This is a genomic window from Ancylobacter sp. SL191 (genome assembly GCF_026625645.1).
Classification (GTDB): domain Bacteria; phylum Pseudomonadota; class Alphaproteobacteria; order Rhizobiales; family Xanthobacteraceae; genus Ancylobacter.
In genome coordinates this window covers 2,578,319-2,593,747 of the sequence record NZ_CP113056.1, presented here as the reverse complement: position 1 = coordinate 2,593,747, position 15,429 = coordinate 2,578,319, and the positions used below count along the sequence as shown (strand labels likewise).

The 15,429-nt window shown below is 66.6% G+C and carries 14 protein-coding genes; 9 read left to right on the top strand and 5 right to left on the bottom strand.

Features of this window, described 5'->3' with window-relative positions; genetic code table 11:
• Positions 1–462 precede the first annotated feature (462 nt).
• From urtA to OU996_RS11745, 7 genes are all read left to right on the top strand, one after another.
• Entirely contained in the window at positions 463–1,743 is a 1,281-nt protein-coding gene (gene urtA / locus OU996_RS11775) for an urea ABC transporter substrate-binding protein (RefSeq protein ID WP_267581792.1), read from the top strand.
• 101 nt (positions 1,744–1,844) lie between these two features.
• On the top strand, positions 1,845–2,771 hold the full coding sequence (urtB, locus tag OU996_RS11770; protein WP_267581791.1) for an urea ABC transporter permease subunit UrtB: 927 nt from the start codon (positions 1,845–1,847) through the stop codon (positions 2,769–2,771).
• Positions 2,772–2,835: 64 nt separating this feature from the next.
• Positions 2,836–3,960, top strand: a complete 1,125-nt coding sequence (urtC, locus tag OU996_RS11765) for an urea ABC transporter permease subunit UrtC (protein WP_420712760.1) — start codon at positions 2,836–2,838, stop codon at positions 3,958–3,960.
• A gap of 13 nt (positions 3,961–3,973) precedes the next feature.
• Positions 3,974–4,741 (top strand): urea ABC transporter ATP-binding protein UrtD, encoded by a 768-nt coding sequence (urtD, locus tag OU996_RS11760; RefSeq protein WP_267581789.1) that lies wholly within the window; start codon positions 3,974–3,976, stop codon positions 4,739–4,741.
• A 10-nt stretch (positions 4,742–4,751) separates the two neighbouring features.
• The gene (urtE, locus tag OU996_RS11755) at positions 4,752–5,441 is read left to right on the top strand and encodes an urea ABC transporter ATP-binding subunit UrtE (RefSeq protein WP_267581788.1); all 690 of its coding nucleotides are present in this window, start codon (positions 4,752–4,754) and stop codon (positions 5,439–5,441) included.
• Between the two features lie 80 nt (positions 5,442–5,521).
• On the top strand, positions 5,522–6,751 hold the full coding sequence (gene fmdA, locus OU996_RS11750) for a formamidase (protein ID WP_267581786.1): 1,230 nt from the start codon (positions 5,522–5,524) through the stop codon (positions 6,749–6,751).
• An 87-nt stretch (positions 6,752–6,838) separates the two neighbouring features.
• Entirely contained in the window at positions 6,839–7,195 is a 357-nt protein-coding gene (locus OU996_RS11745; RefSeq protein WP_267581785.1) for an FmdB family zinc ribbon protein, read from the top strand.
• Between the two features lie 184 nt (positions 7,196–7,379).
• On the opposite strand, the gene ggt is transcribed toward OU996_RS11745, so the two are convergent.
• Complete coding sequence (ggt, locus tag OU996_RS11740; protein ID WP_420712627.1) at positions 7,380–9,155, bottom strand: gamma-glutamyltransferase; 1,776 nt, start codon at positions 9,153–9,155, stop codon at positions 7,380–7,382.
• A 345-nt stretch (positions 9,156–9,500) separates the two neighbouring features.
• Between ggt and OU996_RS11735 the strand changes: the two genes are divergently transcribed.
• Together OU996_RS11735 and OU996_RS11730 are read left to right on the top strand one after the other, a co-directional pair.
• Positions 9,501–9,974 carry a YaiI/YqxD family protein gene (locus OU996_RS11735; RefSeq protein ID WP_267581784.1) on the top strand — a complete coding sequence of 158 codons (474 nt, stop codon included), beginning with the start codon at positions 9,501–9,503 and terminating at the stop codon, positions 9,972–9,974.
• Positions 9,975–10,000: 26 nt separating this feature from the next.
• Positions 10,001–10,753, top strand: a complete 753-nt coding sequence (locus OU996_RS11730; RefSeq protein WP_267581783.1) for a 3-keto-5-aminohexanoate cleavage protein — start codon at positions 10,001–10,003, stop codon at positions 10,751–10,753.
• 7 nt (positions 10,754–10,760) lie between these two features.
• Here OU996_RS11730 and OU996_RS11725 read toward each other — a convergent pair whose 3' ends face one another.
• The 4 genes from OU996_RS11725 to ppc all read right to left on the bottom strand — a co-directional run bounded on the left by OU996_RS11725 (position 10,761) and on the right by ppc (position 15,246).
• The gene (locus tag OU996_RS11725; protein ID WP_267585693.1) at positions 10,761–11,363 is read right to left on the bottom strand and encodes a LysE family translocator; all 603 of its coding nucleotides are present in this window, start codon (positions 11,361–11,363) and stop codon (positions 10,761–10,763) included.
• 72 nt (positions 11,364–11,435) lie between these two features.
• Positions 11,436–12,068, bottom strand: a complete 633-nt coding sequence (locus OU996_RS11720) for an FMN-binding negative transcriptional regulator (RefSeq protein WP_267581782.1) — start codon at positions 12,066–12,068, stop codon at positions 11,436–11,438.
• A 79-nt stretch (positions 12,069–12,147) separates the two neighbouring features.
• Complete coding sequence (locus tag OU996_RS11715) at positions 12,148–12,441, bottom strand: cupin domain-containing protein (RefSeq protein WP_267581781.1); 294 nt, start codon at positions 12,439–12,441, stop codon at positions 12,148–12,150.
• Positions 12,442–12,450: 9 nt separating this feature from the next.
• Positions 12,451–15,246, bottom strand: a complete 2,796-nt coding sequence (ppc, locus tag OU996_RS11710; RefSeq protein WP_267581780.1) for a phosphoenolpyruvate carboxylase — start codon at positions 15,244–15,246, stop codon at positions 12,451–12,453.
• Positions 15,247–15,429: the final 183 nt, after the last annotated feature.

The following is a 15,429-nucleotide window of genomic DNA, read 5'->3' as shown; positions in this document are numbered from 1 at the left end:
GCCGTCCCGACGCTTGACATGCCCGCGCGATGAACCTCCCGGCACTGAATTTTCTTGTTGCACCACAATGATGGACTGGTGTTTCAGCCCACCGCACCACTTGAAGCACGAAACGTTCCAGTTTCCCTGCCGCCTGCAAAAAGCCTTGCACAGAACGGACAAAGCCCTCGCCGGCGCCGGATCCTGTGAATATCCTTTACGTCACCCGAGGCAGATTAGCGACAAACTGCCAACAAATTAATCAATTTAACTAGAATCTACTTCGCGCGCGCGCGCGAAAAACTTCAACGCCACGGAAACAATCGCCACCGCAGCGTAGCACCTACTGTGAGGGCGGGGCGTCAATTCACCTATACGTCAATCGACGTATTGCTGCGACGCCGCATCGACCGCCACGATCCACACAATGCAAGCACATCGAGAAGCTTGTTGAGGCCACGTCAAACCCGTGGAGGGGATCGTATGTCTTCCGAGAACGACAATCCGTCGAAGTTTTCCAGTATGCGCCGCAAGCTTCTGATGGGAATGGCCGCGCTTCCGGCCGCCCCTTTGCTTGCCCAGAGCGGTCTTTTTTCGACGCCGGCCATGGCCCAGGCGCCTGCGACCTCCGCCGTCAACACGACGGGACTTGCCGTGACTGACACGGAAGTGACGGTGGGCATCCTGCATTCGGTCACCGGCACGATGGCCATCTCCGAGACCGGCTCGGTGCAGGCCGAGAAGCTCGCCATCGAGCAGATCAACGCCATGGGCGGCGTGCTCGGCCGCAAGATCAAGTTCATCCAGGAAGACGGCGCCTCCGACTGGCCGACCTTCGCCGAGAAGGCCAAGAAGCTGCTCGTCAACGACAAGGTCGCGGCCGTCATGGGCTGCTGGACCTCGGCCTCGCGCAAGGCGGTGCTGCCGGTGTTCGAGCAGTATAACGGCATGCTGTACTACCCGACCTTCTATGAAGGCCTCGAGCAGTCGAAGAACGTCATCTATACCGGCCAGGAAGCCACGCAGCAGATCCTCGCCGGCCTCGACTGGGTCAACAAGACCAAGAGCGCCAAGAGCTTCTACCTCATCGGCTCGGACTACATCTGGCCGCGCACCTCGATGAAGATCGCGCGCAAGCACATCGAGGCGCATCTGGGCGGCAAGGTCGCCGGCGAGGAATATTTCCCGCTCGGCCACACCCAGTTCAACTCGGTAATCAACAAGATCAAGCTGACCAAGCCGGACGTGATCTACGCCGCCGTGGTCGGTGGCTCGAACGTCGCCTTCTACAAGCAGCTCAAGGCCGCCGGCATCGACCTCTCGAAGCAGACGCTGCTCACCATCTCGGTGACCGAGGACGAGATCGACGGTATCGGCGGCGAGAACTTCGCCGGCGCCTATAGCTGCATGAAGTACTTCCAGTCGCTCGACAACCCGAACAACAAGGACTTTGTCGCCGCCTTCAAGAAGATGTGGGGCGAGAAGACCGTGATCGGCGACGTCACCCAGGCCGCCTATCTCGGCCCCTGGCTGTGGAAGCTCACCGTCGAGAAGGCCGGCTCCTTCGACATCGACAAGATCGCCGCGGCATCGGCCGGCATCGAGTTCGCCAAGGCGCCGGAAGGCTACGTCAAGATCCACCCGAACCACCATCTCTGGTCCAAGACCCGCGTCGGCCAGGCGCAGCTCGACGGCCAGTTCAAGGTGGTGTTCGAGACCCCCGAGCTGATCGAGCCCGATCCGTTCCCGAAGGGCTACCAGTGATCGGCTGACGCTCCCACCCGGAGAGGGCCCACGTCCTCTCCGGGGCACTTTCCGTTGACGGAGACGACCGCGCCACGCGCGCGCACGCCGGGGGATTTCCGATGTTTTCCGAATATTCGCTGACGGAGCTCAGCTCCATCTTCCTCATGCAGGGCTTTGCCGGGCTGATCCTCTTCTCGGTCTTCCTGCTGATGGCGCTGGGGCTGGCGATTATCTTCGGCCAGATGGGCGTCATCAATATGGCCCATGGCGAGTTCATGATCCTCGGCGCCTATGTCACCTATTTCACCTCGCAGTTCTTCCTGAACTTCATCCCCGGCCTGTTCGGAATCTACTTTTTCATCGCGATGATACTAGCCTTCTTCGTCACCGGCGCGCTCGGCATGGCGGTGGAATGGCTGATGATCCGCCGCCTCTACAAGCGCCCGCTCGACACGCTGCTCGCCACCTGGGGCCTCAGCCTCATTCTCCAGCAGCTCTACCGCTCGGTGTTTGGCCCGCGCGAGGTCGGCGTCGAGCTGCCGAGCTGGATGATGGGCTCGCTCCCGGTCACCGAGGTGGTCGAGGTGCAGATCAACGGCCTGTTCGTCATGGGCCTGACCATCGCCATCACCGTCGCCGTCGCCGTGCTCATGTACAAGTCGAACTGGGGCAAGCAGGTGCGCGCCGTGGTGCAGAACCGCGTCATGGCGGGCGCGGTCGGCATCAATACCGAGAAGGTGGACCGCTACACCTTCGGCCTCGGCTGCGGCATCGCCGGCGTCGCGGGCTCCGCCTTCACCATGATCGGCTCGACCGGCCCGACCTCCGGCCAGCTCTACATCGTCGACACCTTCCTGGTCGTCGTCTTCGGCGGCGCGCAAAGCCTGCTCGGCACCATCGCCTCCGCCTTCACCATCTCCCAGGCCCAATCGACCATGGAGTTCTTCCTCTCCGGCTCGATGGCCAAGGTTCTGACGCTGCTCGGGGTGGTCATCATCCTGATGCTGCGACCGCAGGGCCTGTTCGTCATCAAGGTCCGTCGTTGAGGAGGCGTTCATGACCATTCCTGCCCCCAAATCCGCACGCACCTTCTTCCTGCGCCCGCAGGACATGATCGGGATCGCGCTGCTCGCCCTCCTCCTGCTCGTCGTGCTGCCGCTGGCGCTGGACAATTTCCGCCTGCAGTTCGTCGGCAAGTACCTGACCTACGCCTTCGTCGCGCTCGGCCTCGTGCTGTGCTGGGGCTATGCCGGCATTCTCTCGCTCGGCCAGGGCGTGTTCTTCGGCCTCGGCGGCTACTGCATGGCGATGTATCTCAAGCTGGAAGCCTCCAGCGTCGAGAACACCAAGATCCAGTCCACGCCGGGCATCCCCGACTTCATGGACTGGAACCAGATCACCTCCCTGCCCTGGTTCTGGGAGCCGTTCCGCAGCTTCGGCTTCACCACGCTGGCGGTGGTCCTGGTGCCGGCGCTGTTCGCCCTCATCGTCGGCTACGCCATGTTCAAGCGGCGGGTGGGCGGCGTCTACTTCGCCATCATCACCCAGGCGCTCGCCGCCATCCTCACCATCCTGATCATCGGCCAGCAGGGCTATACCGGCGGCATTAACGGCATCACCGATCTGCGCACCCTGCACGGCTGGGACATCCGCACCGACAGCGCCAAGACCATCCTCTACTTCATCTGCGTCGGCCTGCTGCTCGCCTGCATCCTGCTCGCCTATTTCGTGAAGTCCTCCAAGCTCGGCCGCATCCTCGTCGCCATGCGCGACAAGGAGGACCGCGTCCGCTTCTCCGGCTACGACGTCTCGAGCTTCAAGATCTTCGTGTTCTGCTTGGCGGCGTCGCTCTCGGCGATCGGCGGGGCGATGTTCACCCTGCAGGTGGGCTTCATGTCGCCCTCCTTCGTCGGCATCGTGCCCTCGATCGAGATGGTCATCTACACGGCTGTCGGCGGGCGCCTCTCCATCCTCGGCGCCATCTACGGCACGCTGCTGGTGAACTGGGCCAAGACCTCGTTCTCCGAGAGCTTCCCCGAGCTCTGGCTGTTCGGCCTCGGCGGCCTGTTCATCGCCGTGGTGCTGATCTTCCCGAACGGCATTGCCGGCCTCTGGCAGAGCTATGTCGCCCCGCGCCTCGGGCCGCTGTTCGGCGGCGCGCCGAAGCGCCGCACCGCGCCGCCTTCCGCCAGCCCGCCGGCCTCCGGGCCGGTCGCCCCCGCCGCCGCCGAGTGAGGAGGCTCGCGCCATGAACACCCAACTCATCACCGACACCATGAACAAGGACTTCGTTCTGGCGGTGGAAGGGCTCACCGTCTCCTTCGACGGCTTCAAGGCGGTCAACGACCTGTCCTTCTATGTCGACGAGAACGAGATCCGCGTCATCATCGGCCCGAACGGCGCCGGCAAGACCACCGTGCTCGACCTCATCTGCGGCCGCACCAAGGCCACCACCGGCTCGATCCGCTTCAAGGACCGCGAGCTGACCAAGATGAAGGAGCACGAGATCGTCCGCGCCGGCGTCGGCCGCAAGTTCCAGAACCCGTCGATCTATGAAGACCTGACCGTCTTCGAGAATCTGGAAATCTCCTACCCCAAGGGGCGCAACGTGGTGGGCGCCCTCACCTTCCGCCGCGACACCGCGGTGAAGGAGCGGGTGCAGGAGATCGCCGAGACCATCTTCCTCGCCGACCAGCTCGACCAGCGCGCCGAATATCTCTCGCACGGCCAGAAGCAGTGGCTGGAGATCGGCATGCTGCTCATTCAAGACCCGGAACTGCTGATGCTCGACGAGCCGGTGGCCGGCATGAGTGTCTCCGAGCGCAAGAAGACGGCGGAACTGCTCAACACCATCATCAAGAACCGCTCGGTGATCGTGATCGAGCACGACATGAAGTTCGTCGAGGACATCGCCCACAAGGTGACGGTGCTGCACCAGGGCAAGATCCTCTCCGAAGGCTCGATGGCCAAGGTCCAGGCGGACCCCAAGGTCATCGAAGTCTATCTCGGCCATTGAGGGACGCCCCATGCTGAACGTCTCCAACCTCCATGTCTCCTATGGCGAGAGCGAAGTCCTGCACGGGCTGAACTTCAACGTCGCGCCCAATGAGATCATCGCCATCATGGGCCGCAACGGCATGGGCAAGACCACGCTCATGAAGTCGCTGATGGGCATCGTGCCGACCAAGAGCGGCACGGTGAGCGTCGGTGCGACCGACGTGACCAAGCTCAAGAGCTATGAGCGCGTGGCCAATGGCGTCGCCTATGTGCCGCAGGGCCGCATGATCTTTTCCACCATGACGGTGCAGGAGAACATCGAGACCGGGCTCATCCCGCGCGGCGAGAGCAAGGTGCCGCCGGACATCTATGAGCTGTTCCCGGTGCTGCTCGAAATGAAGGGCCGGCGCGGGGGCAACCTCTCCGGCGGCCAGCAGCAGCAGCTCGCCATCGCCCGCGCGCTCGCCACCGACCCCAAGGTGCTGCTGCTCGACGAGCCGACCGAGGGCATCCAGCCCTCGATCATCCGCGAGATGGCCCGCACGCTGAAGCGCATCCGCGACGAGCGTGGCCTGTCCATCGTCGTGTCCGAACAGGTGCTGTCCTTCGCCCTCGACATCGCCGACCGCGTGCTCGTCATCGAGAATGGCGAGATCGTCCACGAGGACAAGCGCGCGGACATCGACGAGGCGAAGGTCGCCAAGTTCCTGTCGGTGTGAGTTTTTCCGGTCCGAGCCCCCGCCGGACCGTTCCGCCCAGCTTGCCCAGAATCCCAGCTTGTCCACGGGGAGTGAGACGCATGACCGAGACCCTGATCAAGATCGACCTGAACCAGTCGGCCTATGAGAACGACATGGTTCACAACCGCTGGCACCCGGACATTCCGATGGTGGCCTGGGTGAAGCCGGGCGACGACTTCATCGTCGAGACCTATGACTGGACCGGCGGCTTCATCAAGAACAACGAGTCCGCTGACGATGTGCGCGACATCGACCTGACCATCGTGCACTTCCTGTCCGGCCCGATCGGCGTCAAGGGCGCCGAGCCCGGCGATCTGCTCGTGGTCGACCTTCTCGACATCGGCGCCATGCCGGACAGCCAGTGGGGCTTCAACGGCTTCTTCTCCAAGAAGAATGGCGGCGGCTTCCTGACCGACCATTTCCCGCTCGCCCAGAAGTCGATCTGGGACTTCAAGGGCATGTTCACCTCCTCGCGCCATGTGCCGGGCGTGAACTTCGCCGGGCTCATCCACCCCGGCCTCATCGGCTGCCTGCCCGACCCGAAGCTGCTCGACACCTGGAACACCCGCGAGCAGGCGCTGATCGACACCAACCCGACCCGCGTGCCCCCGCTCGCCGCCCCGCCCTTCGCCGCCACCGCCCATATGGGCCGACTGACCGGCGACGCGAAGACCGCGGCGGCCGCCACCGGCGCGCGCACCGTTCCTCCGCGCGAGCATGGCGGCAATTGCGACATCAAGGATCTGTCGCGCGGCTCGAAGATCTATTTCCCGGTCTATGTCGAGGGCGGCGGCCTCTCCATGGGCGACCTGCACTTCAGCCAAGGCGACGGCGAGATCACCTTCTGCGGCGCCATCGAGATGGCCGGCTGGGTGCACCTCAAGGTCGAGGTGCTGAAGGGCGGCATGGCCAAGTACGGGATCAAGAACCCGATCTTCAAGCCGTCGCCGATCACCCCGAACTACAAGGACTACCTGATCTTCGAGGGCATCTCGGTCGATGAGCAGGGCGGCCAGCACTATCTCGACGTCCACATCGCCTACCGCCAGGCCTGCCTCAACGCCATCGAGTACCTGAAGAAGTTCGGCTATTCCGGCGCGCAGGCCTATTCGATCCTCGGCACCGCGCCGGTGCAGGGCCACATCTCCGGCGTCGTCGACATTCCCAATGCCTGCGCCACGCTCTGGCTGCCGACCGAGATCTTCGAGTTCGACATCAACCCGACCGCCGCGGGACCGACCCAGTTCCTCGACGGCTCGATCCAGATGCCGCTTTCACCGGACCTATGACCCCCGCTGACGTCCGGTGACGGCGGGGCGGTGCAAAAGCGCCGCCCCGCCCTCTCTTCAGTACGAGGAAACGCCCAGGGAGCGGCCATGCCCGTCTATGAATATCTCTGCGAGAGCTGCGGCGACTTCACCGCGATGCGGCCGATGAGCGAGTACAAGGATCCGCAGCCCTGCCCCGATTGCGGCGCCAGCGCCCCGCGCGTGATGCTCACCGCCCCGCATTTCTCCGGCATGGCGCGCGAGAACCTGATCGCCCACGCCACCAATGAGCGGGCCGCCAACGCCCCGATGTCGGTGGGCGAGTTCGCGGCGAAGAAGCACCCGTCGAGCTGCTCCTGCTGCTCCGGCGGGATGAAGAGCCGCTCCAAGAAGTCCAAGACCGCCACCGCCGCCAGCGGCGCCAAGAGCTTCCCCTCGGCCCGGCCGTGGATGATCAGCCATTGAGGTGAGGCTTGCCCAAGCAAGCGTCATCCCCGAGCGGATAACGCCGTCATCCCCGGGCTTGACCCGGCCATCCACGCCTTGGTCGCGGGCCCAAGTCATGGATCCCCGGGTCAAGCCCGGGGATGACGATATGTATGTGTTCAAGCTCCGGGTTGACGATCCGTCTTGAACTGATCGCCTCCCCTCACTCCCCGATCGCCACGCCCTCGCGGCGCGGGTCGGCGGCGCCGATGAGGCCGTCGGGGGTGATCGCCACCGCCTGCACGCCCGAGGTCATCGGCGCGGTCTTCACCTCGAAGCCGAGCGCCTTCAGCTCCGGCGCCAGCGCCTCCGCCGGCGTGCCGGCCTCGATCTCCACCGCATCGAAACGCGCCAGCACGTTCGGCGCGGCGATGGCCTCGTCCAGCTTCATCCCCCAGTCGAGATGGGCGATCAGCGTCTTGGCGACATAGCCGATGATCTGGCTGCCGCCGGGCGAGCCCAACGCCAGAACCGGCTTGCGATCCTTCATGACGATGGTCGGTGTCATCGAGGAACGCGGGCGCTTGCCCGGCTCCACCCGGTTCGCCACCGGCACGCCGTTCTTGTGCGAGCGGAAGGAGAAGTCGGTCAGCTCGTTGTTGAGCAGGAAGCCGCCCACCATCAGCCGGGAGCCGAAACCGGCCTCGATGGTCGAGGTCATGGAGGCGACATTACCGGCGGCATCGACAATGGTGATCTGCGTCGTCGAGGGCATTTCCGGCGCCGCGCCATCCGCGCGCGGCTCGGCGCGGGCGTGGTCCCAGCCCGGCTCGCCGGCGGTGACGGCGGGCAGCGCGTCGTCACCCTTGAGCAGTGCCGCCCGGCCCTTGAGATAATCCGGCGCCAGCAGGCCCTTGGTTGGCATGGGCACGAAGTCGCTGTCGGCCATGTAGCGTTCGCGGTCGGCGAAGGCGAGGCGCGAGGCATCGGCGATCACCCGCCAGGCTTCCGGCGAGGTCGGCCCGAGCGCCTTGAGATCGAACGGCGCGACGAGGCCGAGGATCTGGCCGAGGGTGAGCGCGCCCGAGCTCGGCGGGCCCATGCCGCAGACATCGAAGCCGCGATAGGGCGCGCAGACCGCCGCGCGCTCCTTCACCTGATAATCGCGCAGATCCTCCCGCGCCAGCAGCCCGGCATTCGCCCCGCTCTGCACGGCGCGCACCATGTCGTCGGCCAGCGCGCCGGTATAGAACGCATCCGCCCCGCTGGTGGCGAGCACCTGCAGCGTCGCCGCATAGGCCGGGTTGCGCAGCCGCGTGCCCTCCTTGCGGGGCAGGTCGTCGCCATCGAGGAAATAGGCGCGGGCGGTCTGGTCGCGCTTCAGCGTCTCGACATCGCCGGCGATCAGCGCCGCGAGGCGCGGCGAGACGGTGAAGCCATGGGTGGCAAGCTCGCGCGCCGGCTCGAACAGCTCGGCCCAGGGGCGCTTGCCATAACGGCGATGCACGGTTTCCAGAAGGCGCGGCGTGCCGGGCGTGCCGACCGAGCGCCCGCCGATCACCGCCTGCATGAAGGGCAGCGGCTCGCCCTTGGCGTCGAGGAACAGGGTCGGCGTCGCCGCGCGCGGCGCGGTCTCGCGGCCATCGAAGGTGGTGAGCGTGCGGCGCGCCGCATCCCAATAGACCAGGAAGGCGCCGCCCCCGAGGCCGGAGGATTGCGGCTCGACGAGGCCGAGCACGAGCTGCGTCGCCACCAAGGCGTCGATCGCGCTGCCGCCGGCGCGCAGCTGCGCGGCACCCGCCTCGACCGCGAGCGGGTGGGCGGCGGTGACCATCCAGCTCTTGCCGGTGGCGAGCTTCGCCCCGGCCTGTGCCGCCCCGGCGCCCTCGGGCGCCTGCGCATCGGAGGCCTGCTGGGCACCCGCCGGGGTCAGCGCCAGCATCCCCATCAACAGCCCCGCACCGAGGGGGCGGACGATTGCTCGGAGCCCGTGAACCATCCCTGTCGTCTCCGTCTGTCGCATCCCTCACGGCCCCTCAACAGGGCGTAACGCTATGTGAACGTAGCCGATCGCGGCGGGGATGACGAATGGGCGAATCGGTATAAGCTTCAAGCGTCGTCAACAATTGAAAGGAGGTGATCCAGTGTCTGATCGTCTTGATCCGCGGTCGTCGGTATCCGTGACCTGGACGCTTGCCTCTTGCGAGGTCCGTGCCGCGTGATGCGACACAATGCACCGCCTTCGCGGCGGTTACCGGGCCGGACCGCGGTCTGACATGGGAAGGGCTGTCCTCGCGGGCAGCCCTTCTTTCTTGAACTCACGCCATTTGGTGGCGGTAATACTGTGCTGAAGCCGATCTTCATCTATATCGACGCGGATGCCTGCCCGGTGAAGGACGAGACCTACCGGGTCGCCGCCCGCCACGGCATCAAGGTCTTTCTCGTCTCCAACAGCTACATCGCCACGCCGCGCGACGTGGAGGTGGAGCGCGTTATCGTGCCGTCCGGGCTCGACGTCGCCGATGACTGGATCGCCGAGCGGGCGGAAGAGGGCGATCTCGTCATCACCGCCGACGTGCCGCTTGCCGCCCGCGTGGTGGCGAAGGGGGCGGAAGCCATCGCGCCCAATGGCCGGCCCTTCACCGCCTCCAGCATTGGCATGCAGCTTGCGACCCGCAATTTGATGGCCGATCTGCGCGAGGCCGGCGAGATGACGCGCGGCCCGCGCGCCTTTTCCCCGCGCGACCGCTCGGAATTCCTGCAGGCGCTCGACCGCGCGGTCATGCGGCTGAAACGAAAGGGCCACCCATCGGGTTGATGGGTAACGGCGCCAAGGAGAGTGCGATGCTGCAGGCCTGCCTCAACGGTTCGCGGACCAAGGACTTTCACGCGTTCACCCCGCTCAGCGCGTCGGAACTCGCGACCGATGCGGCGCTCGCCATCGCGGCGGGCGCGAGCGAACTTCACGTCCATCCGCGCGGCGAGGACGGCGCGGAGACGCTGGAACCGGCCGCGGTCGCGGCGGCGATCCGCGCCATTCGCGCCCGCCTGCCGCAGACGCCGATCGGCCTCTCCACCCATGCCGGCATCGCCCCCGGCGGCGCCGGCCGGCTCGAGGCGGTGAAGGCGTGGGAGGTGCTGCCGGACTATGTCTCGATCAACCTGATCGAAACGGACGCGCCGGAAATGATCCGCCTGTGCCTGTCGCGCGGCATCGGCGTCGAGGCCGGACTGTGGTCGGTGGCGGATGCCGAGCGCTTCGTCGCCTTGCCCGAGGCGCGCCAAACCCTGCGCATCCTCATTGAGATCAATGAGCAGGACACGGCGGAAGGCCTCGCCGCCGCCGCCGGCATCCGCACGGTGCTGGCCCGCGCCAGCCTCGACGTGCCCATCCTCCAGCACGGCTTCGACGCCACCAAATGGCCGCTCTACCAGGACGCGCTGATGCGCGGGCTGGATACACGGATCGGCCTTGAGGATGGCAAGCTGATGCCGGATGGCAGCGAGGCCGAGGGCAACGCGGCGCTGATCAAGGCCGCCTTCCACATGGCCCGCGTACCGCCGAAGATCGTCCCGGAGATGCCGGCGGCGGGGTAACGATCAGTCACGCCGGGCGGCGAGCGAGGCTCAGTCCAAGGCCGAGCGCGATCATAGCGCCACCGGAGGTCTGGCGCAGGCGGCGCATGAGGAGCGGACGGGCGGCGGCCCGCTCGCGCAGGCTGCCAGCGGCCATGGCGACGGCGATGTCGGCCAGCGTGTTCAGCGCCACCGCGATAAAGCCGAGCAGCACGAATTGCAGCGCCACCGCGCCGGCGGGATCGATGAATTGCGGGATGAAGGCGAGGAAGAAGGCCGCCGTCTTCGGGTTGAGCGCCTCGACCAGCACGCCCTCGCGGAAGGCACGTCGCGCGCCAATGGGTGGCACAGCCGCCTGCCCCGCCAGAGCGGCCGCCGCGTCGCGCCCGGCGGCGCGGATGGTGCGCCAGCCGATCCAGACGAGATAGGCGGCGCCGATGAGCTTCAGCGCGGTGAACAGTTCCGCGCTTGCCAGCACCAAGGCCGAGACGCCGAGGCTTCCCGCGACCACATGCACCATGCCGCCAAGGCCGGTGCCGAAGGAGGAAGCAATGCCCTCCGCCCGCCCGCCGGCCAGCGTGCGCGCCGCGACATAGAAGATGCCGGGGCCGGGCGTGACCGCCAGCAGCAGGGCGGCGGCGACATAGAGAGAGAGAGTTGCGACAGCTCAGGCAGGACGCTCATGTGCGGGGGCTCGCAGAGATCAGGGGCCAGAGGTCGGGATCATCGCCGCGACGGCGTGGTCGCGCGGGCTTTCGCTCTCGGCCAGCCCGCGCGCGACACCCTCGCGGTCGGCCTCGGAGCGGTTCTGGCTCATCTTGCGCTTGCCTTCCAGCCGGGTGATCGGCAGGCGCAGCCCGACAATGCCCTTGAGCTGGCTGGCGATGAAGGGCTCCGGTGCGTCGGTGACGGCCCAGGGCTCGGCGCGCGGCTGCTCATAAAGCTGGGTGAGCCGCGTCACCGCCTCCAGGAGGCGCGCACCATCCTCAAAGAACTCGGCCGGGCCATAGGCGTGGACCGCCTCATAGTTCCAGGTCGGCACCACCTTGCCGTGGTCCTGCTTGGCCGCGTACCAGCTCGGCGTGATGTAGGCGTCGGCGCCGGAGAACAGCACCAGCGCCTCGCCGAGCGAGGCGGCCTTCCATTGCGGGTTGGCCTTGGCGAGATGGCCATAGAGCACGCCATGCGCGCCCTCGCTCTCATCGAGATAGAGCGGCAGCGGCGTTGCCATCAGCCCCTCGGCCGTCGCCGTCACCAGCGTGGCAAGCCGCGCCGCGCGGATGATCTGGCGGAGCGTGGCGGGATCGTCTTCGCGGAAGGCGGGCGGCGTGTACATGGCGAACCGGCAACGGGGATAAGGGTGACCGCCAGTATAGAGGATGGCGGGGACGGATGAAGGCCCCCGCCCCCCGGCCCTACTTCATCTCCACCTCGACGAAGCTCATCGGGGCTTCGCCGGCGTTGCGCACGTCGTGGCGGATGCCGGCGGGGCGGGAATAGGCGGCGCCGGCCGCCATGGCGACCTGCGTCACCGTCCCGTCCACGTCGATCTCCATCAGCCCGTCGGTGACGAAGACGATGGCATAGTCCATCGCGTGCTCGTGCCAGCCGGTGGTCGCGCCGGGCTCGAAATCCCAGCGCGTGATGCGCACACGCTCATCATCGGCCAGCGTCGTCGGCCGGGCCGGTATCGTGCAGGCGAACACCATGACCGCGCCTCAGCCGGAGTTCCGCAGGCCGGCGGAGATGCCGTTGATGGTCAGCTGGATGCCCTGCAGCACCTTCTCGTCCGTGTCGCTCGCCCGGTACTTGCGGAGCAGACCGACCTGCACATGGTTGAGCGGGTCGATATAGGGGAAGCGGTTGCGGATCGAGCGGTCGAGCAGCGGGTTGGAGCCGAGCAGCTTGGTCTGCTGCGAGATGGTCAGCAGCGAGTCGATGGCGGCCTGATATTCGGTGCGGATGCGCCCGAAAATACTCTCGCGCAGTTCCACATCCTCCACCAGCTGCGCGTAGCGCGAGGCGATGGCGATGGAGCTCTTGGAGAGCACCATGTCCATATTGGAGAGCTGGGTGCGGAAGAACGGCCACTCGCGGTACATCTCCTGCAGCAGCGGCAGGCCGTCCGGGTGCTTCTCCAGCCACGCCGTCACCGCCGAGCCGAAGCCGTACCAGCCCGGCAGCATGAGCCGGCACTGCGCCCAGGAGAACACCCAGGGAATGGCGCGCAGATCCTCGATCCGCCGCGTCTTCTTGCGCGAGGCCGGGCGCGAGCCGATGTTGAGCGTCGCGATTTCGTTGATGACCGTCGACTCCCAGAAATAGTCCTCGAAGCGCGGGGTCTCGTAGACCAGCGAGCGATAGGCGCGGAAGGCCGCGTCGGACAGCTCCTCCATCACGGTGAGATATTCCTCGCGCGGCGCCTTGGCATCGCCCGAGAGCAGCGTCGCCTCCAGCGTGGCGGCAGCGAGGATTTCCAGATTGCCGCGCCCGACCGCCGGGTTGGCGAACTTGGACGAGATGATCTCGCCCTGCTCGGTGATGCGGATCTCGCCCTGCACCGCCCCGCCCGGCTGGGCGAGGATGGCGTCGTAGCTCGGCCCGCCGCCGCGGCCGACCGAACCGCCGCGGCCATGGAACAGGCGCAGCTTCACGCCATGGCGCTTGAACACCTCGATCAGCTCGATCTCGGCCTTGTAGAGCTCCCAGCCGGAGGTGACGAAGCCACCATCCTTGTTGGAGTCGGAATAGCCGAGCATCACTTCCTGCATGCCGCCGCGGCTGTCGACCAGCTTGCGATATTCCGGCAGGCGGAACATCTGCTCCATCACCTTGGCGGCGTTGCGCAGATCCTCGATGGTCTCGAACAGCGGCACGATGTTCACCGCCGCTGCGCCGGCGGGATCGACGAGACCGACCTCCTTGAGCAGCAGCGCCAGCTCCAGCATGTCCGAGACGCCCTCGGCCTTGGAGATGATGCAGGTCTGGATCGCCTCGCGGCCATAGATCTCGTGGATGCGGGCACAGGTGCGCAGCATCGCCAGCTCGCCCACCGTCTCCTCGGAATAGGCCGCGAAGGGCGAGGTGAGCGGGCGCGCCGTGGTCAGCTCGCGCAGCAGCAGCGAGGTACGCGTGCCCTCGGGCAGCGCCTTGTAATTGGTGCCGGGCGCGGCGACCTCGAACAGCTCGGCGACGCAGCGCTCATGCACGTCGGAGTTCTGGCGCGAATCCAGAATGGCGAGGTGGAAGCCGAAGCAGTCCACCGCCCGGCGCAGCGCCCGCAGCTTGCCGCGCGCGATAGCGGCCGAGCGGTGCGCCTTGAGCGAGGCGTCGATGATGTCGAGATCGGCGCGGAACTCCCTGGCCGAGGCATAGGGCGCGACCGACGGCTTGACGGTGAGGCCGATGAGATCGGCGATCTCCAGCCGGAAGGCGGTGGCGCGCAGCCGGGCGGCGATGGCGGAGGCGGCGAGGCGGTACGGCTCGTTGCGCCGGTGCGGCGAGGAATCGGCGGCCGAATCCACCAGCGCCAGCAATTCGCCGGACACCTTGACGCGAATGGTGGAGATGGAAAGCTCGGCGCCGAGCGCATCAAGTTCGCCGAGATAGAAGCGCACCGCCTGCGCGCTCTGCATCCGCATGGTCTCGCGGGTGACTTCGGCGGTGACGAAGGGGTTGCCGTCGCGGTCACCGCCGATCCAGCTTCCCATGCGCAGGAAGGAGCCGACCTCGGGGGCGCTTTCCGGCGGCACGCCCTCGACCACGGCGAGGCGATCCTCCAGCGCCGCATAGAGCTTCGGCAGTTCGCGCAGGAAGGTGTAGTCGTAATAGGCAAGCCCGTTCGCCACCTCGTCCAGCACGGTCAGCTTGGTGCGGCGCAGCAGGTTGGTCTGCCAGAGCATCAACACGCGCCGGCGCAGCTCGTCCTCGGCCTCCCCGACTTCCTCCGGCGTCGGCTCGAGGCCGGCGCGCCCGGCCAGCAGCTCGGCGATGCGCATCTCATGCGTCTGGGTGGAACGGCGGCGCACCTCGGTCGGGTGGGCGGTCAGCACCGGGCTCGCCAGCGCGGTGGCGAAGAACTTGCGCAGCTCCGCCAGCGGGATGCCGGCCGTACGGGCGCGCTCCAGCGCATGGGCGATCGAGGCCGGCGTCGCGCCGCGCCCGCTCGCCGCGACGGCGCGGCGGCGACGGATCACGTTCTGGTCCTCGGCGATGTTGGCGAGGTGCGAGAAATAGCTGAAGGCGCGGACGATGGAGATGGTCTGGTCCGGCCCGAGATCCGAGAGCATCGCCTCCAGCTCGCGCCGGGCGCTCTGGTCGTCCGCGCGGTGGAAGCGGGTGGAGACGCGGCGGATGCTCTCCACTAGCTCATAGGTCGCCTCGCCCTCCTGATCGCGCACCGTCTCGCCGAGCACGCGGCCGAGCATGCGGATGTCGTCGCGCAGCGACAGGTCGAACTCGGTATCGACGTCGGATTCGCTGTCCGACACGGCGATGGTCAGAGCGAGGGACATGAGGCGACTCCCGACATGGCGATACTCCTTTAGGCGTAAGACAACTTAGCAATTAGCATGCCGGGCATGACAGCCATGCCTGAAGATTAGGTTGTCGCAGGTGCGACCCACGCCTATCTCAGCGCCCTGACCGTGAGGCATCCGCGCAACAGGGTTCGGATTCTTTCGTTCTGCCTTATAGGC

What these genes read in the sequence shown, in the direction of transcription:
- urtA (WP_267581792.1), top strand. Translation starts at nt 463, where the DNA reads ATGTCTTCCGAGAACGACAATCCGTCGAAGTTTTCCAGTATGCGCCGC.
- urtB (WP_267581791.1), top strand. Translation starts at nt 1,845, where the DNA reads ATGTTTTCCGAATATTCGCTGACGGAGCTCAGCTCCATCTTCCTCATG.
- urtC (WP_420712760.1), top strand. Translation starts at nt 2,836, where the DNA reads ATGATCGGGATCGCGCTGCTCGCCCTCCTCCTGCTCGTCGTGCTGCCG.
- urtD (WP_267581789.1), top strand. Translation starts at nt 3,974, where the DNA reads ATGAACACCCAACTCATCACCGACACCATGAACAAGGACTTCGTTCTG.
- urtE (WP_267581788.1), top strand. Translation starts at nt 4,752, where the DNA reads ATGCTGAACGTCTCCAACCTCCATGTCTCCTATGGCGAGAGCGAAGTC.
- fmdA (WP_267581786.1), top strand. Translation starts at nt 5,522, where the DNA reads ATGACCGAGACCCTGATCAAGATCGACCTGAACCAGTCGGCCTATGAG.
- OU996_RS11745 (WP_267581785.1), top strand. Translation starts at nt 6,839, where the DNA reads ATGCCCGTCTATGAATATCTCTGCGAGAGCTGCGGCGACTTCACCGCG.
- ggt (WP_420712627.1), bottom strand. Translation starts at nt 9,155, where the DNA reads ATGGTTCACGGGCTCCGAGCAATCGTCCGCCCCCTCGGTGCGGGGCTG.
- OU996_RS11730 (WP_267581783.1), top strand. Translation starts at nt 10,001, where the DNA reads ATGCTGCAGGCCTGCCTCAACGGTTCGCGGACCAAGGACTTTCACGCG.
- OU996_RS11720 (WP_267581782.1), bottom strand. Translation starts at nt 12,068, where the DNA reads ATGTACACGCCGCCCGCCTTCCGCGAAGACGATCCCGCCACGCTCCGC.
- OU996_RS11715 (WP_267581781.1), bottom strand. Translation starts at nt 12,441, where the DNA reads ATGGTGTTCGCCTGCACGATACCGGCCCGGCCGACGACGCTGGCCGAT.
- ppc (WP_267581780.1), bottom strand. Translation starts at nt 15,246, where the DNA reads ATGTCCCTCGCTCTGACCATCGCCGTGTCGGACAGCGAATCCGACGTC.